This is a genomic window from Peribacillus frigoritolerans, from assembly GCF_001636405.1.
GTDB classification, from domain to species: Bacteria; Bacillota; Bacilli; order Bacillales; family DSM-1321; genus Peribacillus; species Peribacillus frigoritolerans.
This window is the reverse complement of the sequence record NZ_KV440950.1, coordinates 576,291-600,956: the sequence shown is the minus strand read 5'-3', so window position 1 is coordinate 600,956 and position 24,666 is coordinate 576,291. Positions and strand designations below refer to the sequence as shown.

23 protein-coding genes, 1 tRNA gene and 1 other RNA gene are annotated in these 24,666 nt (G+C 43.3%); 5 read left to right on the top strand and 20 right to left on the bottom strand.

The genetic code is table 11. The features are described 5' to 3' along the window. The first annotated feature begins 28 nt into the window (after window positions 1–28). On the top strand, window positions 29–2,968 hold the full coding sequence (fdhF, locus tag A6755_RS02875) for a formate dehydrogenase subunit alpha (protein ID WP_063589726.1): 2,940 nt from the start codon (window positions 29–31) through the stop codon (window positions 2,966–2,968). 18 nt (window positions 2,969–2,986) lie between these two features. Beyond that, on the top strand, window positions 2,987–3,463 hold the full coding sequence (locus A6755_RS02870; RefSeq protein ID WP_063589725.1) for a helical membrane plugin domain-containing protein: 477 nt from the start codon (window positions 2,987–2,989) through the stop codon (window positions 3,461–3,463). Window positions 3,464–3,866: 403 nt separating this feature from the next. Here A6755_RS02870 and A6755_RS27440 read toward each other — a convergent pair whose 3' ends face one another. The 7 genes from A6755_RS27440 to secG all read right to left on the bottom strand — a co-directional run bounded on the left by A6755_RS27440 (window position 3,867) and on the right by secG (window position 9,392). Continuing rightward, window positions 3,867–4,250 (bottom strand): hypothetical protein, encoded by a 384-nt coding sequence (locus A6755_RS27440; protein ID WP_244889622.1) that lies wholly within the window; start codon window positions 4,248–4,250, stop codon window positions 3,867–3,869. 59 nt (window positions 4,251–4,309) lie between these two features. Next, the gene (locus A6755_RS27435) at window positions 4,310–4,660 is read right to left on the bottom strand and encodes a nuclease-related domain-containing protein (RefSeq protein ID WP_244889621.1); all 351 of its coding nucleotides are present in this window, start codon (window positions 4,658–4,660) and stop codon (window positions 4,310–4,312) included. A 201-nt stretch (window positions 4,661–4,861) separates the two neighbouring features. Further along, window positions 4,862–5,223: a transfer-messenger RNA gene (gene ssrA / locus A6755_RS02860) on the bottom strand. 123 nt (window positions 5,224–5,346) lie between these two features. Then, entirely contained in the window at window positions 5,347–5,814 is a 468-nt protein-coding gene (gene smpB / locus A6755_RS02855) for an SsrA-binding protein SmpB (RefSeq protein ID WP_034310006.1), read from the bottom strand. A gap of 68 nt (window positions 5,815–5,882) precedes the next feature. Continuing rightward, window positions 5,883–8,240 carry a ribonuclease R gene (gene rnr / locus A6755_RS02850; protein WP_063589724.1) on the bottom strand — a complete coding sequence of 786 codons (2,358 nt, stop codon included), beginning with the start codon at window positions 8,238–8,240 and terminating at the stop codon, window positions 5,883–5,885. A gap of 30 nt (window positions 8,241–8,270) precedes the next feature. After that, window positions 8,271–9,017 (bottom strand): alpha/beta hydrolase, encoded by a 747-nt coding sequence (locus tag A6755_RS02845; RefSeq protein ID WP_034310002.1) that lies wholly within the window; start codon window positions 9,015–9,017, stop codon window positions 8,271–8,273. A 141-nt stretch (window positions 9,018–9,158) separates the two neighbouring features. Then, on the bottom strand, window positions 9,159–9,392 hold the full coding sequence (secG, locus tag A6755_RS02840) for a preprotein translocase subunit SecG (protein WP_034309999.1): 234 nt from the start codon (window positions 9,390–9,392) through the stop codon (window positions 9,159–9,161). A 176-nt stretch (window positions 9,393–9,568) separates the two neighbouring features. Here secG and A6755_RS02835 point away from each other — a divergent pair, with 176 nt between their 5' ends. Together A6755_RS02835 and A6755_RS02830 are read left to right on the top strand one after the other, a co-directional pair. Next, the gene (locus tag A6755_RS02835) at window positions 9,569–10,111 is read left to right on the top strand and encodes a hypothetical protein (protein WP_063589723.1); all 543 of its coding nucleotides are present in this window, start codon (window positions 9,569–9,571) and stop codon (window positions 10,109–10,111) included. Window positions 10,112–10,165: 54 nt separating this feature from the next. Then, on the top strand, window positions 10,166–10,996 hold the full coding sequence (locus A6755_RS02830) for a M15 family metallopeptidase (RefSeq protein ID WP_063589722.1): 831 nt from the start codon (window positions 10,166–10,168) through the stop codon (window positions 10,994–10,996). A 167-nt stretch (window positions 10,997–11,163) separates the two neighbouring features. Here the strand turns inward: A6755_RS02830 and eno are convergent, their stop codons facing one another. The 9 genes from eno to A6755_RS02785 all read right to left on the bottom strand — a co-directional run bounded on the left by eno (window position 11,164) and on the right by A6755_RS02785 (window position 20,452). Further along, on the bottom strand, window positions 11,164–12,459 hold the full coding sequence (gene eno, locus A6755_RS02825) for a phosphopyruvate hydratase (protein ID WP_034309992.1): 1,296 nt from the start codon (window positions 12,457–12,459) through the stop codon (window positions 11,164–11,166). Between the two features lie 30 nt (window positions 12,460–12,489). After that, entirely contained in the window at window positions 12,490–14,025 is a 1,536-nt protein-coding gene (gene gpmI / locus A6755_RS02820; RefSeq protein WP_053536809.1) for a 2,3-bisphosphoglycerate-independent phosphoglycerate mutase, read from the bottom strand. Next, a complete protein-coding gene (gene tpiA, locus A6755_RS02815; protein WP_048688041.1) occupies window positions 14,018–14,779 on the bottom strand; it encodes a triose-phosphate isomerase in 762 nt (253 codons plus the stop codon). Before tpiA ends, gpmI begins: the two co-directional genes overlap by 8 nt. Before the next feature lie 46 nt (window positions 14,780–14,825). After that, the gene (locus A6755_RS02810) at window positions 14,826–16,010 is read right to left on the bottom strand and encodes a phosphoglycerate kinase (protein ID WP_063589721.1); all 1,185 of its coding nucleotides are present in this window, start codon (window positions 16,008–16,010) and stop codon (window positions 14,826–14,828) included. A 246-nt stretch (window positions 16,011–16,256) separates the two neighbouring features. Next, on the bottom strand, window positions 16,257–17,264 hold the full coding sequence (gene gap / locus A6755_RS02805) for a type I glyceraldehyde-3-phosphate dehydrogenase (RefSeq protein WP_034309982.1): 1,008 nt from the start codon (window positions 17,262–17,264) through the stop codon (window positions 16,257–16,259). Between the two features lie 32 nt (window positions 17,265–17,296). After that, window positions 17,297–18,331, bottom strand: a complete 1,035-nt coding sequence (locus A6755_RS02800; protein WP_063589720.1) for a sugar-binding transcriptional regulator — start codon at window positions 18,329–18,331, stop codon at window positions 17,297–17,299. Between the two features lie 139 nt (window positions 18,332–18,470). Next, entirely contained in the window at window positions 18,471–18,713 is a 243-nt protein-coding gene (locus A6755_RS02795; protein WP_052137347.1) for a glutaredoxin family protein, read from the bottom strand. A 15-nt stretch (window positions 18,714–18,728) separates the two neighbouring features. After that, a complete protein-coding gene (rpoN, locus tag A6755_RS02790; RefSeq protein WP_312019025.1) occupies window positions 18,729–20,066 on the bottom strand; it encodes an RNA polymerase factor sigma-54 in 1,338 nt (445 codons plus the stop codon). A 314-nt stretch (window positions 20,067–20,380) separates the two neighbouring features. Next, a tRNA-Arg gene (locus A6755_RS02785) sits at window positions 20,381–20,452 on the bottom strand. Window positions 20,453–20,741: 289 nt separating this feature from the next. On the opposite strand from A6755_RS02785, the gene clpP reads away from it, so the two are divergent. Further along, window positions 20,742–21,347, top strand: a complete 606-nt coding sequence (gene clpP / locus A6755_RS02780; protein WP_034309977.1) for an ATP-dependent Clp endopeptidase proteolytic subunit ClpP — start codon at window positions 20,742–20,744, stop codon at window positions 21,345–21,347. A gap of 100 nt (window positions 21,348–21,447) precedes the next feature. Here clpP and A6755_RS02775 read toward each other — a convergent pair whose 3' ends face one another. The 4 genes from A6755_RS02775 to rapZ form a co-directional block, all read right to left on the bottom strand. Next, a complete protein-coding gene (locus A6755_RS02775) occupies window positions 21,448–21,705 on the bottom strand; it encodes an HPr family phosphocarrier protein (RefSeq protein ID WP_034309974.1) in 258 nt (85 codons plus the stop codon). A gap of 20 nt (window positions 21,706–21,725) precedes the next feature. After that, the gene (gene whiA, locus A6755_RS02770; protein ID WP_034309971.1) at window positions 21,726–22,679 is read right to left on the bottom strand and encodes a DNA-binding protein WhiA; all 954 of its coding nucleotides are present in this window, start codon (window positions 22,677–22,679) and stop codon (window positions 21,726–21,728) included. 67 nt (window positions 22,680–22,746) lie between these two features. Next, a complete protein-coding gene (locus A6755_RS02765) occupies window positions 22,747–23,733 on the bottom strand; it encodes a gluconeogenesis factor YvcK family protein (protein WP_034309967.1) in 987 nt (328 codons plus the stop codon). Then, a complete protein-coding gene (rapZ, locus tag A6755_RS02760; protein ID WP_034309965.1) occupies window positions 23,723–24,622 on the bottom strand; it encodes an RNase adapter RapZ in 900 nt (299 codons plus the stop codon). The genes A6755_RS02765 and rapZ overlap by 11 nt, the downstream gene beginning before the upstream one ends. Window positions 24,623–24,666 lie beyond the last annotated feature (44 nt).

Below are 24,666 nucleotides of genomic sequence, written 5' to 3'. Positions count from 1 at the left end.
CTTTTTGGCTATAAAAGGGGGAAATATAATGATCGATTCAAACATCACCATCACAATCAACGGGAAGGCTTATACCGCTAATGAAGGTGCGACAATACTGGAGGTCATCAACCAAAATGAGATGGCTCACCCACAGATTTGTTATGTTCCTGAGGTGGATCCGATACAAACATGCGACACATGCATCGTCGAAGTTAATGGGAAACTCGTCCGGTCATGTTCGACAAAAGCAGTGAGCGGCATGGATATAGCCATGGACTCAAGCAAGGCAAAAGAAGCCCAAACCGAGGCCATGGACCGGATACTGGAAAACCATTCTTTATACTGTACTGTATGTGATAATAATAACGGAAATTGCAAACTACATAACACAGCAGAATTAATGGAAATTGAACACCAAAAATATCCTTATACACCGAAAGTGGAATTGGGTGCCGTCGATATGTCCCATCCATTTTACCGCTATGATGCCAATCAATGCATCGCATGCGGGCAATGTGTTGAAGTGTGCCAAAACCTTCAGGTCAACGAGACGCTGTCCATCGACTGGGAAGCAGAACGCCCTCGGGTAATATGGGATGAAGGAACGGAAATCAATAACTCATCTTGTGTAGGCTGCGGGCAGTGTGTAACGATTTGTCCATGTAATGCATTAATGGAAAAATCAATGCTTGGCGAAGCTGGTTTCATGTCAGGCTTGAAAAACGATATGCTGGAACCGATGATCGACCTTGTCAAAGAAGTGGAACCTGGATACAGCGGGATTTTTGCCATTTCGGAGATTGAAGCGGCAATGCGAGAGACACGGACGAAGAAAACAAAAACGGTCTGTACGTTCTGTGGGGTAGGATGCACATTCGAAGTCTGGACAAAAGGCCGTAAAATCCTTAAAGTCCAACCTACTCATGAAGCACCCGTCAATGCGATATCCACATGTGTCAAAGGGAAATTCGGTTGGGACTTCGTGAACTCGGAAGAACGTTTGACAAAGCCCCTGATTCGGAAAAACGGAAGATTCGTTGAATCAAGCTGGGATGAAGCACTTGATTTGGTTGCGTCCAGACTGGGTTCGATCAAACAGCAATACGGCGGAAATTCAGTAGGCTTCATTTCCTCATCCAAGATCACGAACGAAGAAAACTATGTCATTCAAAAACTGGCACGGCAAATGTTCGAAACGAATAACGTCGACAACTGCTCGCGTTACTGTCAATCCCCGGCAACAGACGGACTGTTCCGTACAGTCGGCATGGGCGGAGATGCTGGTACGATCAAGGATATCGCCGCAGCAGGACTTGTCATCATCGTTGGGGCTAACCCGGCAGAAGGACATCCCGTACTGGCGACGCGCGTTAAACGGGCACATAAGCTTCACGGACAAAAGCTGATTGTAGCTGACATCCGTAAAAACGAAATGGCCGAACGTTCCGACATCCATATCAGCCCAAAACAAGGAACGGATCAAGTCTGGTTGATGGCGGTTACAAAATATATGATCGATCAAGGCTGGCATGATCAAGAATTCATCAATGAAAATGTTAACTTCTTCGACGATTATAAAGAAGTACTTGAGAAATATACCCTGGAATATGCAGAAACACATACAGGTATTTCTAAAGAAACATTGATCCAAATAGCTGAGGCCATTCGCGATGCAGACGGTACATGCATTCTTTGGGGTATGGGCGTAACACAAAACACCGGTGCCTCCGATACTTCGGCGGCAATTTCCAACCTGCTATTGGCTACGGGCAACTACCGTCGTCCAGGAGCGGGAGCCTATCCGCTTCGCGGCCATAACAATGTACAGGGCGCTTGCGATATGGGTACCCTTCCAACATGGCTTCCGGGATATCAGCATGTTACCGATGACGTGGCACGTGCTAAATTCGAAAAAGCTTATGGAGTGAAAATCGCTGGCCAACCAGGCTTGAACAATATTGAAATGCTTAAAGCGATAGAAAAAGGCGACATGAAGGCGATGTATCTTGTAGGTGAAGATATGGCACTTGTTGACGCGGATGCCAACCATGTTGATAAAGTGTTATCCGGATTGGACTTCTTTGTTGTCCAGGATATTTTCCTTTCAAGGACAGCCCAATATGCCGACGTGGTATTGCCCGGAGCTCCATCTCTTGAAAAAGACGGAACGTTCACCAATACGGAGCGCCGTGTACAGCGATTATATAAAGCCCTTCCCACTATGGGAGATTCTAAGGCGGACTGGGAAATCACCCAAGAAATCGCCAACCGCTTAGGTGCGAATTGGAATTACGCTCACCCTAGTGAAATCTATGACGAAATGGCAAGCCTGTCACCGATATTCAGCCAAGCGAATTACGAAGTGCTGGAAGGATGGAACAGCTTCCTCTGGGGGAGCCATGATGGATCAAGCACACCCCTTCTTTATGTAGATGGCTTCAACTTCCCTGATAAAAAAGCGCGCTTTGCACTGGCTGACTGGGTGGAACCTCATAAATTCCCGGAAGAATATGACCTTCATATCAATAATGGACGCATGCTGGAGCATTTCCATGAAGGCAATATGACGAACAAGTCCAATGGAATCCAATCGAAAGTACCTGATATTTTCGTCGAGGTTTCACCAGAACTTGCCAAAGAACGTAAAGTCAGTGATGGCGGACTCGTTCGCTTGGTGTCTCCTTTCGGGGCCGTTAAGTTAAAAGCATTGATCACAGACCGTGTTAAAAATAATGAGCTATTTTTACCGATGAACTCCGTCGATAAAGACTCTGCCATTAACTTCCTGACCGGTCCCATCTATGATCGACGCACAAGCACGCCTGCTTACAAACAGACGATGGTCCGCATGGAAGTATTAAGCGCAAGCGGAGACGTTCCATTACCGGGTACCAATCCACGGAACAAAAAACGTCATCCTCAAAATGGCGTCGAGGTCGAACGTAAGTGGGCCCGTCCAGGGTATGTTCACTTAACGGATAAATAAACAAGGAGGGTGAAGATCATGGCAGCTCCTATAACGGAAATCCATAATCCCATTACTGAGGAAGAAATAAAGCTACAAAAACTGGAGGAACTGAAAACGCTGATCACCGAAAATGAAGATGCCTTGAACAATATGTTTAAAATCGTCAATGAACTGAATGACTCGGGAGTATTCGAAGCCGCGACCTCCATGCTTCAAGGAAAAGAACAAATTGCGAAAATCGCACTTCAACAAATCACAAGGCAACCTGTAACAAACCTGATCAATACCCTTATGGGTGCAACGGGAGCCTTGATGAACGCCGATGCCGCACAATCCACGAAACTGCTGAACAGTGCACTTGCAGGAATCGATGAAGGAAACAAATTCCTTCAGGCCGATAAGAAGATCGGTGTTCTGGAATTAATGAAAACATTGAATGACCCAGACATAAACAGGGCGATCGGCTTTGGCGTCCACTTCCTCAAGGGAATGGGCAAGGAGTTAAAAGAATAGCCTCGGAACAAAGACTCAAGAGAAGCTTCTTTTGAGTCTTTTTCTATCATAGGGCTTAGTTGCTGCAAAACTGCTGAAAGTGCAGCGTTGGATAAGATTAGCATTGGAGTGGATGTGTAATGAATCAAGAAGAAAAAATTAAGGGCAAAAGAATTACATCTAGTGTCAGGAAAAATTTCCAAAATGTTGATGTGAATATAAAGAAATGAGTTAAAGTCATTCAGCAAAATTCAGTCTGTACACCCTTCCCTTATTCACACCGCTGCTTGTCAGATTCAATGATTGCAAAATCCGTGTTGCACTGGAAGAAGAGGCAATGCTTAAAAAATCCCTCAACTGCCGATTCGTTATGGTCGAGCTTAATAGATAAAAATAATCTCGTAAAGCCGGGATATGTGCTTTTTTACTGGAGAGTTGGCAATTGATTGCAAAGCCATGTGCCATGCCTTCTAAGTAATTTATTGCCATTACAATTCTCACAAATCACTCCTTTAATTAAGTCCTTTTCGGTAAGATTGTATCGTTCCAGGATGGAAAAGTCCGCATCGATGTGGTGTTTATTCATTACGCGAATTGCTTTCTTCAAATCTTTCTCACTAAAACTGGATTCTGTTATGGAATGCTCCATTTGATTAATTTTAGCGGGAAGTGCATCGCGATGGATAACTTTATAGTGGAGTTCATGGTTTTCAAGAACTGTACGGATGATTGTTTGGGGATTACTGATGACAATCAATGAAAGGATGGGCAGTGAGGGAAAACCGTTTTTCAAGAACCAATTGGTCAATTGTGATTCCTGGCGGCTGACTTGTATGATGGGATCTGGAAAGGCCGTTTCTTTTCCTTCTATCGTTCGAATGAGCTGATTGAAATGCGGATCAAAATAGATCGACCCTGCCCTGCAATGTTCTTCACTTCAATGATAAGCGCATATTTCTTGGAGATTAATAAGGTATCCAGTTGAAAAAATCGGGATTGATCCTGAAGCCTTAAATCGTGGAAGATGAAATAGCTTTTCGGTTCAAGAAAGCTTAATGGAAAATCAATGGAACATTCCCCTTTATAGCCCGCTTCCATTTTTTTGAGATCGTTCATGATTAAGGGAACTTTAGGGTGATTCGAAGGAAGCCTGCACGCTAATGCACGTAATTTGCGGACGGCAAGAGGAACTTTTCGCTTTTTTACAATCAATTTCATCGCTCCAATCCTATTTTCTTCAAAAGGATACTACAGCAAATGATGGAAATTGTACAGTTTATCTGCGAAATCGAGAATATATCTTCGAAATTGGAGATATATCAACGAAAACTCCTGATATATCTGCGAATTATTCGATTTATCGATTTTTCGACAAAAACGACGAAAAAAAACCAAATAAAAAACCACCAATATATGTATTGGTGGAGACGGTGGGAGTCGAACCCACGTCCAGACATAACGGCACTTAAGCTTCTACGAGTGTAGTCGATATATTCGCATTTCGCGAACTCATTAGCCTATCGACAGGCGGCAGAGCAGCTAGTCTGATTGGTCTCTTCCTTCATCCTCAGACGGTGGATTCCGGCGTATCCCACTTAGAGTGAGTCCCTTACCCTACCACGTGGGCCATGGAGGGAGGAACAGCTATCGACTGTTATTAAGCAGCGAAAGCTAGGTTGTTGTTTTGTTTGCCAGTTATAGGCGTTGACGTTTTAACGAGGCCGATCCCCTCGACTCGCAACTTAAGCTCGAACTATCCCTGTCGAATCCGTAACGTCCCCATGATAGAAATGGAGCGTACGAGAGAAGAATAGTCAGCAAGTTGGCTGATATTCAATTGTCATCGGTACAGGATTAATTATAACAGATTGGTTCAAAAAATCAATTGTAAGGTCTTGGCAGTTTTACATCTTCTGACGATCACGGAAAGCACGTTCAATATCACGCTTCGCTTCCTTCTTCTTCAGGTCATCACGCTTGTCATATTGTTTCTTCCCTTTTCCAAGTCCGATTAAAACTTTGGCAAAGCCATTCTTTAAATACATTTTCAACGGGACGATGGTGTAACCTGTTACTTTTGTTTCCCCGATCAGTTTACTGATTTCTTTCTTATGCAAAAGAAGCTTCCGTGTCCGTAACGGATCATGGTTAAACTGGTTTCCCTGCTCATAAGGGCTGACATGCATATTATGAAGATAAACTTCACCATTTTCTATTTTAGCAAAGGCATCCTTCAAATTCACCCGGGCCGCACGGATTGCTTTGATTTCGGTCCCTTTTAAAACGATTCCCGCTTCAAACGTTTGTTCAATAAAGAAATCATGATACGCTTTTTTATTTTGTGCTAGTTGTTTACCTGAGCCTTTTGGCATCTAACTCTCCCCTTTTTTACATCCAATCGCGGCAAGAGGATGAAAGAATCATCCCCCCGCCTGAATCTTTATCTCTTTTTTGGTTTTCTCTTGCGCTTGGCAGCTGGTGCATTTTCAAAGAATTTTTTCTTCTTTTTTGGTTTTCTTCCAGTAGAAGGCGAATCTCCATTACGGCCGCCGCCTTTTCCTTCATTACGTCCTCCATTGCCGCCTCGGCCGCGTTTGCGTTCACCTGAATTGGCTTTGAATATTTTCTTCTCGCCGGATGGACGCGGACGGCTTACCTTCATGCCGATAATCTCAAAATCGATGGCGCGTTCCTCTTTATTGACGTTGGAAACCCGTACGTCGATCTCATCGCCAATCCGGAACACATTACCGGTACGTTCCCCGATCATTGCTAGCTGACGCTCATCGAAGCGATAATAATCATCCGTCATGAAGCTGACATGGACAAGTCCTTCAATCGTGTTCGGCAGCTCGACGAACATCCCGAAATTGGTGACTGAACCAATGATCCCGGTATATTCTTCACCGATTTTATCCAGCATATATTCCGCTTTTTTCAGATCATCCGTTTCCCGCTCGGCATCGACTGAGCGACGTTCGCGTTTCGATGTATGATCGGCAATCTCAGGTAAATTGGCATTCCATTTCTCCTTCGTAGCTTCATCCAGTTTACCTTCCACCAAGTAGGTCCTGATCAGCCTGTGCACGATCAAATCCGGGTAACGGCGAATCGGAGATGTGAAATGTGTATAAAACTCAGCAGATAAACCAAAGTGGCCTAAGCTCTCCGGATCATATTTCGCCTGTTGCATGGAACGAAGCATGACGGTGGATATGACCGTTTCTTCCGGCTTACCGGCAACCGCCTCAATGATTTCCTGTAACGCCTTAGGATGGACGTCATTGGCCGATCCCCTTACAATGTATCCGAAGTTCGTAATGAATTCGAAGAAACGCTGCAGTTTTTCCGGCTTTGGATCTTCATGAATACGGTAAATGAACGGTAGGTCAAGACGGTGGAAATGCTCAGCAACGGTTTCATTAGCTGCAAGCATGAACTCTTCAATCAGCTTTTCCGCAACCGACCTTTCACGTAAAACCACATCAGTCGGATGGCCCTCTTCATCAACGATGACTTTCGCTTCATTGAAATCAAAGTCGATCGCGCCGCGATTCATCCGGTTCTTGCGAAGGATGGCCGCTAACTTCTCCATGTCCTGGAACATTGGCACCAACGCTTCATAGCGTTCAAGCTGTTCTTCATCTTTATCGACAAGGATTTTGTTCACATTGCCATATGTCATACGTTCCGTCGTCTTAATGACACTTTCAAAAATATCATGGTTGACGACTTTGCCATCCGGCGTGATTTCCATTTCACATGAGAGTGTAAAACGATCGACTTGTGGGTTCAGGGAACAAATGCCATTCGATAAACGATGCGGGATCATCGGGATGACCCTGTCCACCAAATACACGCTCGTCCCTCTTTCCAGGGCTTCCTTATCGATTGGAGAACCTTCCTTCACGTAATGACTGACATCAGCTATATGAACGCCCAGCTTGTAATTGCCATTCTCGAGCTTGGAAACAGTGACGGCATCATCCAGATCCTTTGCATCCGCTCCATCAATCGTAACCAAAACATCATTACGCAAGTCCTTGCGGTTGCCAATTTCACTTTCTTGAATGGTATCGGAAACTGCATTGGCCTGCTCCATGACGTCATCCGGGAACTCCATCGGCAAACCATACTTATGGATCACGGAAAGAATGTCCACACCAGGATCATTTTTATGGCCAAGAATCTCAATGACTTCACCTTCGGCACTTATGCGTCCTTCAGGATAAGAAGTAAGCTTGACGACAACCTTATGTCCCTCTACCGCTCCATGTGAAGCATGCTGTGGAATGAAGATATCGTTTGCGATCTTTTTATCATCAGGGATGACGAAACCAAAACTTTTACTTTCGGAGTATGTACCGACCACTTGTGTAATTCCGCGTTCAAGTATTCTGATGACCGTGCCTTCTTGCCTTGAGCCCGATGTTTCCGAAGATACCCGTACCATGACGACATCTCCATGCATCGCTGTGCCCGTTTCATTTGGCGGAATGAAAATATCATCCATTCCCGGGTTGTCTTCAGGTGTGACAAAGGCAAACCCCTTTGCGTGCCCCGTTAATTTACCGCGGAACAAATTCATTTTTTGCGGCAGGCCGTAACGATTGCTCCTCGTTCTGACCACTAATCCCTTTTCTTCCATTTTTACTAAAGCCTTAACGAAATTCTTGAAATCTGCCGAGTCTTCGATTTTCAAAGCCTCTTCCAGTTCTTGTACCGTTAGCGGCTTATACGCTTCATCCGTCATGTATGTCAGAAGCTTATTAATATGTTCTTGAATGTTATCTTCCATGAAAACCCTCCTATTCAGGGTATATTTTTGTTATTCGGACCAATCCAGGCTTTCTAAAAATTCCAATACATCTTCATGCAGCTCGTCTTTTTCTTTATCAAGGGTTATGACATGACCGGATTCTTCATACCACTTGATTTTTTTGACCGGTGATTCTATGGAATCAATAATAATATCGGCACTTTTTGGATTGATAACATCATCATGCCGGCCCTGCACGACAAATGTCGGAGCGTAAATAAGATCGACGTGCTCCCGTACATCCGTTATCAATTCCTGAAGGGCTTTCAATGTATTCATCGGTTTATCGGCAAGGAGGTCCATTTCAAGCTCTATTTGCTCTTGAGTTTTTCCTTCATACTTCTTAAATTCTCTGGCGTACTCCAATACTCCTTTAAACATCATTTCTTCACTTTTGATATACATAGGCGCACACATTGTTACGATACCCTTTATAGGTACAGTGTAACCTAATTTAAGAGAAAATACGCCTCCTAATGAGAGTCCGGCAACAGCAATTTCTTCATGGCCTTTGCTTTTCAGGAAATCATAGCCCATCATGACATCTTTCCACCAATCTTCCGGACCTGTTTTCACCAGCTCCTCTGGGGGAACGCCATGCCCTTCATAGTGGGGGGCATGGCAGGTGTATCCCTGTTTCTCCAAGTAACGGCCCAGCATCCGTACATCCGCTGAATTCCCCGTGAACCCATGTAAAAGTAAGACAGCCCTTTTTCCGCCTTCAAAAGTAAAGGGCTGCTGCAGCTTGATTTTCATGACCTTAAACTCCTTTATCAGTAAATAGAATTTTAAAAAATCCCTATCCTATAATTAAGTACTAAAATCACTATATCTATTCATGCAACTATTGTGCAAAGAAAAAAGCCTAGCTATTTAGCTAGACTCATTTTTGATCCATTACACATCAAAGTATGCAACAAGTAAAGTTAAAGCAAAGAATAAAATCGCCAATACTATTGTCGCACGATGTAAAACCAGGTCCAAACCGCGTGCCTTTTGCTTTCCGAATAACTGCTCAGCACCGCCGGCAATCGCACCTGATAAACCTGCACTCTTACCTGATTGAAGCAATACCGTCACAATGAGGGCGATACTGACAATCACTAAAAGCGTTATGAGAAATGCATGCATGCAATTACACCTCCTGAAGAACCAATAAACAATTACTTTAACTTTACCACACCCAATAAATATCCACAATCTTTGTTATACTATGATGGTAAGAATTCCTAAAAACCCATAGTCATTTATTTCTTTTTGAATCAAAGTTTGAGATAATTTGCATAAATAGAGAAAGAGGTGTCAACATGTTTAAGTCCATACTACGGATTCTTGATCTCCTGACCATCCTATTCTCGGCGGTTGCCGGCTATTCTTTATGGGCAGGCGGAAGCAATTTCATCAACGTCCTATTAATCATCCTATCACCGCTTCTATTGCTGCTGGCAAAGTATCACGGAAATCGATACTTATTATTTGCTGCATATATCACGACAACCGTTTATTTTACTGCTATTATTTATAATGGACTTTCCAATAGCGGTATCGACTTTTTCCAATCAAGCTTCAATGTCCTCCTGATCGGGGCAGCAGCCGCCTTGCTGAGCGTCATAGCGGCGGTCATTGGGTTCGGGACCAATACCCTTACGATTCTTTGGTTAGCGCTTCACGCCCTTGTCACATTCGAGACAATCAGGATGTCATCCGGTTTCCTTTCGAGCTTTTGGTCTGATCCTGTCGTGGAAACCGCAATCCGTAACGATTATCCATTTTTACTGATGGTCGTCTGGATTGGCTTATTTCTTGATAAATATCAAAGTGAATTAACAAGGGATTACTTATCACGATAATTTTCAAAACTACTTTTATTGGAAATCTTATATTAAAAGCAAGGGGCCTTTCATATGTTAAAACCTATATTTGCAGCAACCGCTCTATCATCTTTCATTCTGATGGCTGGCTGTTCATCCGACCTGACCAGTGAGCATGAAAAAGAGCAAAAAGAAGAACAACCGAGCTCCCAGGAGACTGAGAAGGAGACTGAGACCGACAAGAATAATGATTCAAAAGAATCGGCCCAGCGCCAGGTGGAGATTGATGAAGCGGCTACACCCGCACAGGCTGGCCTTCAGACGTTGGCCCATCCGGAAAGCATACCTGTACTTGTCAATAAACAATACAGCCTGCCTGAAGATTACAAACCTGCTGACCTTATCTACCCAAATGTGGATTTCATCTTTGAAGATAAAATCGAAAAAAGAATGATGCGCGAAGAAGCGGGAAAGGCTCTTGAATTAATGTTCCAAGCTGCCGAAAAAGACAATATGCACTTTGCCGGCGTTTCCGCTTACCGCTCACACCAAACACAAATCACGGTCTTCAATAACTATGTGGCTAAGGACGGGGAAGAAAAGGCGAAAACCTACAGTGCAATGCCTGGGACAAGCGAGCATGAAACGGGCCTGGCGATCGATGTCACGACCCACGATGGGGCATGCGCTGCCCAAGACTGCTTCGGTGATACGAATGAAGCGGCCTGGCTTGCTGAACATGCACATGAATACGGATTTATCATCCGTTACCCTGAAGGCAAGGAAAACATCACGGGTTATAAATACGAACCATGGCATATCCGCTATGTTGGTGTCGATGCCGCAACTGAAATCTTTGAAGCGAAGATTACATTAGAAGAATACTATAATGCCGTACCAGTGGAAGCTGTATCGGATAAATGAAAAAAGGTGCCCTGATGCGGCACCTTTTTTTATTAATTAAACGTTTGATTAAATCCTTTCAAGCTGGAAGCAGTCACTGGTTTATGAGCATAAAAAACCTCCTATTCAATGTGGATGGCCACATTGAATAGGAGGGAAAATTTCTGTAATCCTTCTTCTAGCAAAGATTACTTCTTCAAGTTATAGAAAGATTTCAAGCCGCCATATACAGCCAAGTCACCTAGTTGGTCTTCGATGCGAAGAAGTTGGTTGTATTTAGCGATACGGTCCGTACGGGACATGGAACCGGTTTTGATTTGTCCTGCGTTTGTTGCAACGGCGATATCAGCGATCGTTGCATCTTCCGTTTCACCTGAACGGTGGGAAACGACTGCAGTGTAGCCTGCGCGTTTAGCCATTTCGATTGCATCAAACGTTTCAGTCAGTGTACCAATTTGGTTCACTTTGATCAGGATGGAGTTACCGATGCCTTTTTCGATGCCTTCAGCCAATTTTTTCGTGTTCGTTACGAAAAGATCGTCACCAACAAGCTGAACTTTAGAACCGATGCGTTCCGTTAGAAGCTTGTGGCCATCCCAGTCATTTTCATCCAGGCCGTCTTCGATGGAGATAATAGGGAATTCATTCACTAGCTCTTCATAGAAAGCAACCATTTCTTCGGATGTAACACCATTGCGGCCTTCGCCTGCAAGATCATATTTGCCTGTTTCTTTGTTATAGAATTCAGATGAAGCCACGTCCATGCCAAGGTAGATATCTTCGCCTGCTTTGTAGCCAGCTTTTTCAATTGCCTCGATGATGACTTGAAGCGCTTCACGGTTTGAACCAAGGTTTGGCGCAAAGCCGCCTTCATCGCCGACTGCCGTATTCAAGCCTTTGGCTGAAAGGACAGATTTCAAGGCATGGAATACTTCCGCACCCATACGAACTGCTTCTTTGAAGCTAGGAGCCCCTACAGGAAGGATCATGAATTCCTGGAAGTCAACATTGTTATCGGCATGTGATCCGCCGTTAATGATGTTCATCATTGGAGTCGGAAGTTGTTTCGCATTGAACCCACCAAGGTAACGATACAATGGCAATCCAGAAAATTCCGCAGCGGCATGGGCAGCAGCCATTGATACGCCAAGGATTGCATTAGCTCCCAAGTTTCCTTTGTTTTCAGTGCCATCCAATTCAATCATAGTAAGGTCAAGGCCTGCTTGGTTCGTTACATCCAAACCGATGACAGCTTCAGCAATGATATCATTTACATTATCGACTGCTTTTTGTACCCCTTTACCCAGGTAGCGAGATTTATCCCCGTCACGAAGCTCAACCGCTTCGTGTTCTCCTGTTGAAGCACCTGATGGTACGATTGCACGTCCGAAGTATCCGGACTCTGTTTGGATTTCTACTTCTATTGTTGGGTTACCACGTGAATCTAGCACTTCGCGTGCATATACATGTTCGATGTACGGCATTATAAATCTCTCCTTTTCCTATTCACAATTTTATTTAGATAATAGGGATTTCCCTGTCATTTCAACAGGTTTTTCGACTCCAAGCAAATCGAGCATCGTTGGAGCTAAATCGCCTAAGATACCACCTGTTCTTAATGTTACCTGATTTTTAGTGATAATGACAGGAACGGGATTCGTAGTATGGGCTGTCATCGGGTTGCCTTCCAGCGTTACCACTTCATCAGCATTCCCATGGTCAGCGGTGATGATCGCTGTACCGCCTTTTGAGACGATTAAATCGACAATCCTGCCTAGGCATTCATCCACTGTTTCAATCGCTTTAATGGTAGGCTCAAGCATCCCTGAATGACCAACCATGTCCGGGTTGGCAAAATTCAAGAGAATGGCATCAAAACGGTCAGCCTCAATTTGTTCCACCAATGCATCCGTCACTTCATAAGCACTCATTTCCGGTTGTAAATCATATGTAGCGACTTTCGGAGAATTAATTAAAATCCTCTCTTCACCAGGAAACTTCTCTTCACGTCCGCCGCTCATGAAAAACGTCACATGCGGATATTTTTCAGTTTCAGCGATACGAAGCTGGGTAAGCTGGTTTTGGGAAAGTACTTCCCCTAATGTATTATCAAGATTTGTCGGATTAAATGCAACATATCCGTCAACTGTTTCTGAAAAATGTGTCAAGCAGACAAAATGGAGATGCTTCGGATGTCCAGGACCGCGGTCAAATGAGCGGAAATCCTCATTCGTGAACGTATTGGAAATCTGGATCGCCCGGTCTGGACGGAAGTTATAAAAGATTACGGCATCATCATCTTTAATCGTTGCCACCGGTTTACCGTCTTCCGCCGTTATGACTGAAGGTATCACGAACTCGTCGAAAATTCCATGTTCGTACGAATCCTCGACACATTCCATCGCAGAAGAGTAAGCAGGGCCATCACCATACACCATCGAACGGTAGGATTTCTCCACACGTTCCCAGCGCTTATCACGGTCCATCGAATAATATCTTCCGGAAATGGTCGCAAACTGACCAACACCGATTTCCTTCATTTTCGCTTCCGCTTCCTTAATATAACCCTGTGCCGTTTTCGGTCCGACATCACGGCCATCTAAAAATGCATGTACATATACATTTTTAACTCCTTCTTTAGCGGCCAATTTCAAAAGGGCATACATATGATCGATATGACTATGCACGCCGCCATCTGAAAGAAGACCAAAAAGATGAAGGTCCGTGCCTTTTTTCTTGGTATGGCTCATGGCATCGACCAAAGTTGGGTTTTGTGCAAACTCACCTTCACGTATTGCCAGGTTCACACGGGTCAGGCTTTGATAAACGATCCGTCCTGCCCCGATATTCAAATGGCCCACTTCCGAGTTCCCCATTTGACCGGCAGGCAAGCCGACCGCTTCCCCGCTTGCAGTTAAATGGGAGTGCGGATACTGTTCCCAATATCGGTCAAAGTTCGGTTTTTTCGCATGAAAAACAGCATTACCCTTTTCTTCGTTACGGCAGCCAAAACCGTCTAAGATGATAAGTGCCACAGGCGACTTACTCATAGTGACCAGCCTCCAGCAATTGTAAAAATGAATCGGATTTCAAACTAGCACCGCCAACCAATGCACCGTCTATATCAGGTTGTGCCATGTACTCTTTAATATTCTCAGGTTTTACACTGCCACCGTACTGAATGCGGATGGCTGCAGCTGCTTCATTTGAAAATTTGTCGGCAACGACTGAGCGGATATGCGCACAAACTTCATTAGCATCTTGAGCTGATGACGATTTTCCGGTTCCAATCGCCCAAATCGGCTCATAAGCAATAACGGCTTGTTTCAATTGATCGTCAGATAATCCTGCTAGGCCTTTCTCAATCTGGCTGCCTACGAAATCATTCGTTTCGCCAGCTTCCCTTTGCTCAAGTGTTTCACCGCAGCAAACGATCGGGGTCAATTGGTGGGCAAAAGCGGCATGAGCTTTTTTATTAACGGCTTCATCCGTTTCGTTGAACATTTCCCTGCGCTCAGAATGACCAAGTATGACGTAGGATACCCCAAGATCAGCCAAGGCGATTGGGCTGATTTCTCCTGTGAAAGCACCGCTTTCTTCAAAGTGCATGTTCTGTGCCCCGATTTTCACATCGGTTCCTTTTGCTGCTTGAACGAGCTGATCCAAAAATAAAGCTGGAGCACATACAACCGTATCGATTACATCTTGCTTCGGAATCAAATTGCTCACTTCTTCTAAAAAGGCAGTCGCTTCAGATAGTGTTTTATTCATTTTCCAGTTTCCTGCAATAATCGGTTTACGCATTTGGTTTCTCATCCCTTCTAATGTTGAAATATGTAACGGTTCAATCTTATTTATCGTTCAAGGCTACAACGCCAGGCAACTCTTTGCCTTCCATGAACTCAAGAGATGCACCGCCGCCAGTTGAAATATGGGACATCTTTTCTGCCAGTCCAAACTTTTCTGCAGCTGCGGCCGAATCCCCTCCGCCAACAATGCTGTACGTATCATTTGCTTCCGCCAAGGCTTGAGCAACGGTTCTCGTTCCATTCGCAAATTTATCAAACTCGAATACACCCATTGGTCCATTCCAAATGACAAGCTTGGAACTTTTGATTACATCCGCAAATAATTCACTTGTTTTCGGTCCGATATCAAGAGCCATTTTATCATTTGGAATAGCATCGATATCGACATTATCCGTCTCTGCATCAGGTGAAAATTCAGAAGTTACGACTGCATCGATAGGCAAATGAAGTTTTACGCCTTTTTCTTTTGCACTTTCGATGAAAGATTTGGCCAATTCTATTTTGTCTTCTTCCAATAAAGAATTACCAATTTCATGACCTTGCGCTTTAATAAATGTGTAACCCAATCCACCACCAATGATCAAGTGATCGACTTTTTCCAAAAGGTTTTCGATAACGCCTATCTTATCCTTTACTTTTGCTCCGCCAATTATAGCTGTAAAAGGACGTTCTGGGTTGGATAGGGCTTTTCCAAGTACAGAAAGCTCTTTTTCCATAAGCAATCCAGCAACGGCCGGGAGATGGTGAGCTATTCCTTCAGTTGAAGCATGTGCACGGTGCGCAGCTCCGAATGCATCGTTAACATAAACATCAGCCAGTGCCGCAAATGACTTCGCCAATTCTTGATCGTTCTTCTCTTCTCCTGGATAGAAACGAACGTTTTCCAACAACAGGATCTCGCCATTTTGCATGTTTTCAATGATTGATTGAACGGTCTCGCCGTATGCTTCTTCTGCCTTTTGCACATCTTTGCCGCTAAGTTCGCTTAGTCTTTCCGCAACAGGTGCTAAACGCAATTCTTCTACGACTTGTCCTTTAGGACGGCCAAGATGGCTGGCTAAGATGACTTTTGCGCCTTGTTCTGTCAAATAGGAAATCGTCGGCAGTGCAGCCTTGATTCTCGTATCATCCGAGATTTTTCCGTCCTGCATCGGCACGTTGAAATCAACACGGCAAAATACGCGTTTCCCCTTTAATTCAATATCTTTAATTGACTTTTTATTCATAATCCAAGAACCTCCTTAGATATTGTTATCATATTTTTGATTCTTTTAGCCAAAAAGGGAGAGGGTAAATTTCCCAACTCCCCTTTTCTCTTTTTCATTATAGTCGGTTTCCAGGAAATTATCCAAAAACAAGAAATGTAAACGCTTGACTGATTAATGACTTACTAATAATATCATCTTCTGCCAAGTTTTTTTAGAGCTGTGATAAAAAAAACCTCACCTTGGTGAGGTTTTTTATTATTCTAATTACAATCCTTTTTTAGCCAAATAGTCGATCAAATCAACAACACGGCTTGAATATCCTGTTTCATTATCATACCAAGATAATACTTTAACCATGTTTCCTTCCATTACCATTGTGGAAAGGGCATCGATTGTAGATGATGATGGGTTACCGTTATAGTCAGTTGATACTAGCGGAAGTTCGCTGTACTCAAGGATTCCTTTTAATTCACCTTCAGAAGCCTTTTTGAATGCTGCATTAACTTCTTCAACTGTTGTGTCCTTTTCAAGTTCAGCAACAAGGTCGACAACAGACACGTTTGGAGTAGGTACACGCATAGCCATACCATTCAATTTCCCTTTAAGTTCAGGAAGGACAAGTGCAACAGCTTTTGCTGCCCCAGTTGTTGTAGGAATGATATTCTCGGCAGCTGCACGTGCACGACGGTAATCTTTATGAGGCAAATCAAGGATTTGCTGATCATTTGTATAAGAGTGAACAGTAGTCATCATACCGCGTTTGATTCCGAATTGTTCATGAAGCACTTTAGCAAATGGAGCTAAGCAGTTCGTTGTACAAGAAGCATTAGAGATTACATGGTGGTTTGCTGCATCATATTTGTCTTCGTTTACACCCATGACGATCGTGATATCTTCATCAGATGCAGGAGCAGAGATGATTACTTTTTTCGCGCCAGCTTCTAAATGCTTAGCTGCATCCGCACGTTTTGTGAAACGTCCAGTAGATTCCACAACTACTTCTACTCCCAGTTCACCCCATGCTAATTGTGCAGGATCACGTTCAGCCAATACTTTTACTTTGTGACCATCAACAACAAGGTAATCCCCATCAACTGCTACTTTTTCATTAAGTGATCCATGAATTGTATCGTATTGAAGAAGGTGCGCTAACATATTAGCATCCGTTAAGTCGTTAATAGCAACAATCTCTACCCCAGGATTACTCAATGCTGCACGAAATACATTACGTCCAATACGTCCAAAACCATTAATACCAACTTTTACTGCCATGAAAAATTCCTCCTTTTAAGTTCGCAAATATATTAAGGGGTGTAATTCCCCTGAATTAACTCTTGTGCCGCAGCTTCATCCGTGATCAAAACGGTCGATGAAGGTGCGCCTTTCATGTAGGAACGGATAGCCTTTGCTTTAGTTTTGCCACCTGCCACAGTTATCACTCGCTTTTCAGGGCTAAGATCATCTAACTGGATGCCGACTGTCAAAACTTTATGAACAACTTTGCCGTTTTCATCGTAATAATAACCGAATGCCTCTCCTACAGCATTTCCATCTAACAGCTTCTTTAACATTTCTGGCGAAGAATTTCTTCTCTCTGCCATCGCCATGGCATCACCGATTCCATGAATGATCATATCGGCAGACTTGATTTGGGAAATCACTTCTTTAATTGCAGGTTCCTTCTGAAATGATGCATAAACCTCACCGCTTAATTGATCGGGTACATATAACACTCTGTATGAGGCTTGAGCCTTCTGTGCCATTTTTTCGACAATCGTATTGGCCTGATTCTTCACCGCTTCACCAATTCCCCCGCGGGCTGGGACAAATGTCAATTTCCTGGATGCTTCATCAGGTGACAACGAATTAGCCACTTCTGCCATTGTCGATCCGCCAGTAACCGCAATGATATTCTTTGAGTTCCATTCTCGTTTCATACGGTTTGCACAAGCTTTACCCAATTCTTTTTTCACCCATGGGGTTTCATCACAATTTCCTGAGACAATTATGACTTCATCCACTTGTAACAAATCCTGCAATTGCTTTTCCATTATGTCTATACCCATTACTTCACGCATTATTCCTTCTAACTTATCCAGGATTTCAATCCCTTCATCAGTCAGCGTCATGCCAGAACTGAAGATGTTAACCAGGTTCTGACTTTTCAGAAAATCAACCTCGCCTCTAAGCGTCCGCTCTGTCAAATTAAGGCTCACGGACAGACTGCGCCTTCCAACCGGCTGCATCATTTTGATATAACGCAGGATATCATATCTTTTTTGCATAACCAAAAGGAAATCGGGCAATAATTTTCTTTGTACCTCGAGTAATGTACGCATATTTAAAACTCCTAAAAAGTTAAGTTGGACATATAACGTCCCGGGTAGTCATTTTCTGTCCCACTTAAAACAAAAAAATATTCCTGCTACATATTTTATTCTAGCAGGAACGGAATGTTTCTTCAAATGATTTGAAAAATTATTTTTCCAAAAGCCTATTTAGAGCTGATTTATCAACGTTTCCGAACTGAACGATTTCATCTTTCCATTCAACGACAGGAATCATCAGCCCGAATCTCTCAAGCAAATCATCATCGGTATGGATATCGATTTCCTTATAGCCTATGCCTGACTCCACTTTCACTTCTTCGAGTATCTGCTTGGCTTTATCACATAACGGGCATTTATCCCTACTATATATAACAAACGCGTTCGTTTCCAAAACCACTCATCCTTTTCAGTCATATCTTTTTCGTTTAGATGAAGAAGGGATCCCTAATTGTTCCCGGTACTTGGCAACGGTTCGGCGTGCCAGGATAATTCCATGCTCTTCCTTCAGCCGTTCTGCCAAGTCTTGATCCGAAAGCGGCTTTTGTTTATTTTCCCCATTGATGGCTGCCTGGAGGCTCTTTTTCGCTTGCATGCCCGACATATCCTCATCAAGGCCGACCGACTGTAAAGAAGTGGTGAAAAATATCCGCATCTCTATCGTGCCAAATGGTGTCTGTACGTACTTCCCTTTAACCGCCCGGCTCACTGTGGACTCATGTATGCCAAGTTCGTCTGCGATTTCTTTCATCGTCATCGGCTTCAAATAGTTCAGGCCATGATGAAAGCACGCCGGCTGTTTTTCGACGATGCACTGAATAACCTTCAATATCGTTTCTTTTCTCTGTTGGATTCCCCTGGAGATCCATTGGTATTCCTGCCACTTATCCTGGATAAACCGCTGAACTCCCTGATCCTTATGGCTCTTCATTCGGTTTAAATACCCTTTATCCACATTAAGATTGGGTGTGTTACCATCATAATTCCCGACAAGCAGCATGCCATCCCGAACTTCCACGACCACATCCGGCACTATATAAGAAGGTTTTTCCTGAAAAAAGAGTGATGCCGGACGCGGGTTCAACGTCTGGACATAATCAAAGACCTCTTGAATCTCCTTCAGTGTAACACCGATTTTCTTACTTAGGTCTTTCCAGCGCTTTTCAGCAAAATCGAGGAAATGGTTTTCTATGATCGATTCTGCCAGCAGATTCTCCCCTTCTGCTTTCACTTGAAGCAAAAGGCACTCTTGAAGATTCCTCGCTCCGATGCCATGCGGTTCGAGTTCCTGTAAAATCGAGAGACACTCTTCCAAAACGGCCGGAGATATGCCTGGGATGCATATATCATCCAGCTGAGTCCTTAAGTAACCGTTTTCATCAAGGTTATGAATTAATAGAAGCATTGCCTTTTGCTGCTCACCGGAAAACTGCTGGTGATTCACTTGGGACATGATATGCTGTTCCAGCGATATGGTATCTTCACTGATCTGTTCAATCCAATAGTTGGCATCATACGTATTTTTAAGAGTCCGTTTACCTTTTTTGCGGTCAAAAGTTGGCTGAAATACAGAAGATGTTGGCTGATCTATTGACAGTAATGGGTTCTCCACCATTTTATTTTCTAAAAAAGCCGATAGCTCCTGCGAGGAGTATTGCAGCAATGTAATAGCTTGCATGAGCTCCTGGGTCATTGCCATCTTTAATGTTTGCTGTTGAAAAAGTCCTGCTTTCATATTCATACTCATCGATTCATCCCTCCCCCACTCCATTTTACATTATCAGGAGAAAATTCTACACAAAAACCCATGAAAACGCTTACGATTTTTTTCTGAATAGTTTATTTGTTTTAAATACTATATGTTAGAAACGCAAATTTAACAACTACTTTTATTGAAAAATCACCATTTTTCAATAGTGTGGGCGAATATTTTCAAGACAGGACCGACATTACAGGGTTCGATGGAATATTACGGAAAACGCGCAAATTCGGCAAAAATTTTAACTCTCCTAAAAAAGACCAATAAAAAATCCCCCACTTTATTAAGCAGAAGATTGGTAATGCCCTCGGCAGGAATCGAACCTGCATTTCAAGCTTCGGAGGCTTGCGTTCTATCCGTTGCACTACGAGGGCGTAATAGAAAATATTTTTTTAACAGACTTCATTATATGATAGAATACCCTCCTTTGCAAGGGTTATCATGTTTAAAACTTTATCATTTGGGTATTATGGGTAATGTGGAAATTCATCCCTGTGCGGCATATTATATAAAACATTCTATCAGGAAGGAGCCTTAGCCAGAAAATTGTCGAACAAATTATCCAGAATAGGGTTTGTTTTGTTTGACCTAAATTGACCAAAAAGTGTATCATACATACATAAAGAATTTAAATGATTCTCTTAATCGAAGGAGGAAATGAACATGAATTTAATTCCTACAGTTATCGAACAAACAAGTCGTGGGGAGCGTGCCTACGATATTTACTCCCGTTTATTAAAAGACCGGATCATTATGCTAGGAAGTGCAATTGACGATAATGTTTCCAACTCCATTGTTGCTCAATTACTATTTTTAGAAGCGGAAAATCCTGAAAAAGATATCACTCTATACATCAACAGCCCTGGCGGAAGCATCACTTCCGGTATGGCCATTTACGATACTATGCAATATATCAAACCTAATGTTTCGACAGTATGCATCGGTATGGCCGCTTCCATGGGTGCTTTCCTATTGGCCGCTGGCGAAAAAGGCAAACGTTATGCATTGCCAAACAGTGAAGTCATGATTCACCAACCACTTGGAGGAGCTCAAGGTCAAGCTACGGAAATTGAAATTGCTGCCCGCCGTATCCTTCACTTGAAAGATAAGCTGAACCAAATCTTGGCAGAACGTACGGGACAGCCTATCGAAGTCCTTCAAAGAGATACGGAACGTGATAACTTCATGACTTCCGAAAGAGCTCTTGAATATGGCTTGATTGACAAAGTCATCACGCGCAGCGTTCTTGATGATAAAAACTCTAAGTAATCCTGTAACAAAAGAAAGGCTCCGGACATCGCCATAAGCGACTTCCGGAGCCTTTTTTACATGATAAAAGAAAAGGATGCACATTTAGGCATCCTCTTTTTTAACCCTCTTGCTGTACGAACTCTTCCAATGCTTCTAATGCTTCTTTTTCATCGCGTCCTTCGATGATTAACTTCACGGACACACCAGAACTGATTGCAAGGCTCATTAACCCCATTATACTTTTTGCATTCACTTTCTTTCCTTCTTTTTCAAGAAAAACATCTGAATGAAAGCGGTTAGCTTCTTGTACAAAAAGAGCCGCCGGCCGAGCTTGCAAACCCGTTTTCAATTTTACCTCAACTTGTTTCTCCACCATCTTGATCTCCCCTGTTAGCTTTATTTTTTCGCAGCAATAGCCTCTCCCCCACGGAGCCTGTCAGCTATTTCATCAATCTTACGCAATCGGTGATTAATCCCGGACTTACTGATGGTTCCCCCGGATACCATTTCCCCAAGTTCCTTTAAGGTTATATCCTGAAACGCTATCCTAAGCTCCGCAATTTCCCGAAGCTTATCCGGTAAAATGCTAAGTCCTACCGTATCCTCGATATAATGGATATTTTCAACCTGGCGCAATGATGCCCCGATCGTTTTGTTCAAATTGGCTGTTTCACAATTCACAAGCCGATTCACTGAATTACGCATATCACGGACAATCCGTACATCCTCGAACCTTAATAAAGCTGAATGGGCGCCAACTATACTTAAAAACTCGGCAATCTTTTCGGCTTCTTTCAAATAAATGATGTACCCCTTCTTGCGTTCAAGTGTCTTGGCCTTCAAGCCAAACTTATTCATTAGCTCACAAAGGGCATCATTGTGCTCTTTATAAAGTGAGAAAATCTCAAGGTGATAGGAAGACGTTTCCGGATTGTTTACCGAACCCCCTGCAAGAAATGCACCTCTTAGATAAGAACGCTTACAGCATTTCTTCCCAACAATAGTATCGGATATATCATGGAGAATTTCAAAGCCATCGCCTAAAATTTCCAAATCGGTTAAAACCCGCTGCCCTCCGGATGACATCCTGACAATATATACATTGTTCTTTTTAAGCTTCATCTTTTTACGGACCAACAGCTCGACCTGGACCTCATAACTTTTTTTAAGCAGCGTATAAATCCTTCTGGCAATCGCAGCATTCTCAGTTTGAATATCCACAACAAGCTTCCGATTAGAAAATGAAAGGGATCCGTTCATCCGGATAAGCGCACACAATTCCGCTTTACCGCAGCAATCCTTTCCCTCTAATGTTGTAAGCTCTTTTTTTGTTTCTGAAGCAAAAGACATCCATTTCACCCCCAATCGAACGCAGGTAATCTATTTTTATCAATCAAAAAACCGTCCCCGCTTATATCTACGGTTCTATGTGGCTTTTTGTTTCATTTACAAGCATATTATAAAGCAAATCCGCCACTTTTTTCGTATCATGGCGTATTACATTCCCTTCAAAGCTGAAAATGCGTTCTTGTATGATTTCAAGACCCATCATTTTTAAGCTTTCCACATCATACATGACCGGTTTGGCATATTCAGCTTGATAGCGCTGCTGAATCTCGGTTGGTATTTCCTCATTATTAACAAGTATCCTGTCAATATATGCATTTCCCATATGGTCATATATCGCTTTTATATGATCACTCGCGCTATAATCCAGAGTCTCGCCGGCTTGTGTCATCAAATTGCAAATGTACACCTTCTTCGCCTTGGAGCGGGCAACCTCTTCTCCTAAACCAGGGACAAGTAAGTTAGGCAGAATGCTAGTATATAGGCTTCCTGGACCTATGACTATAAGATCTGCCTGCTTGATTTCCTGGAGAGTTTCACTAAGCGGCTTTATATGATGAGGAGACAGGAACACTTTTTTTATTTTCTTTCCTGAGAAGGGAATCTTGGACTCTCCTGTAACAATCGTGCCGTCATCCATCTCTGCATGGAGAACCACACTTTGATTCGCAGCCGGAAGCACTTTACCGCGGACATTAAGGAATTTACTCATTTCCTGGATCGCATGGACGAAATCCCCGGTCAGCGAAGTCATTGCCGCCAGTATCAAATTCCCCAGCGAATGCCCGGACAACTCATTTTTACTTTGAAAGCGATGCTGAAACATTTGTTCAACAAGGGGCTCTACATCCGATAACGCAGCCAGCACGTTACGAATATCACCCGGAGCGGGAATATCCATATCCTCGCGAAGGCGACCTGAACTTCCACCATCATCAGCTACCGTTACGATTGCCGTTATATCCACCGGATGCTTCTTTAACCCTCTTAACAAAACAGGAAGGCCGGTTCCTCCACCGATGATCACAACCTTAGGCTGTTTCTTTTTATCTAACATCTGCTTTCCCCTTACTTTTTTCGATATCGCGATGTGATACTTGAACCCTGTAATCCTTTTTGAAGTGGTTTGAAATATACTCCGTCAATGCTACAGAACGATGCTGGCCGCCTGTACACCCAATCGCAACAACAAGCTGCGCTTTCCCTTCACGTTTATAATACGGAAGCATGAAAGCGAGCAGATCGGTCACTTTTTCCAAGAATTTTTGCGTCTCACTCCATTTTAAAACGTAACTAGACACTTCCTGTTCCAAGCCAGTCCTTGGCCTCATATGGTCAATATAATATGGATTTGGCAGGAACCGTACATCAAATACAAGGTCGGCATCTATCGGCAGACCATGCTTGAACCCGAACGACATGACATTGACTGTAAAACCGACACTTTTATCAGCAGAAAACTCCGAAGCGATTTTCTCCCTCAATTCGCGCGGTTTCAGTTGGGAAGTATTAAAGATCAACTGGGCCCTTCCCTTCAATTCGTCCAAAAGTTCCCGTTCCATTTTAATGCCTTCCAATGGCCGGCCTAATGGAGCAAGGGGGTGGGTCCTTCTCGTTTCCTTATATCTGCGTACCAAGGAATCATCATCAGCTTCAAGAAAAAGGATTCTTGGTGATACTGCAGCTGCATCCGATAAATTATCCAGTGCAAGAAACAAGGAATCAAAAAATTCCCTTCCCCTTAAATCCATGACAAGAGCCACTTTATTCATCTTATTCCCGGAGTCCTTCATTAACTCCAAAAACTTTGGCAACAGCGTGGGCGGCAAATTATCGACGCAAAAAAAGCCGAGGTCTTCAAAACTTTGAACCGCCACTGTCTTACCTGCTCCGGACATTCCGGTAATGATGACCAATTGCGTTTCACTCATCTGCCCTGTACTCATAGTTTCTCCGCCCCCATGTATAGCAATCTTTTTTATCTCTAAAA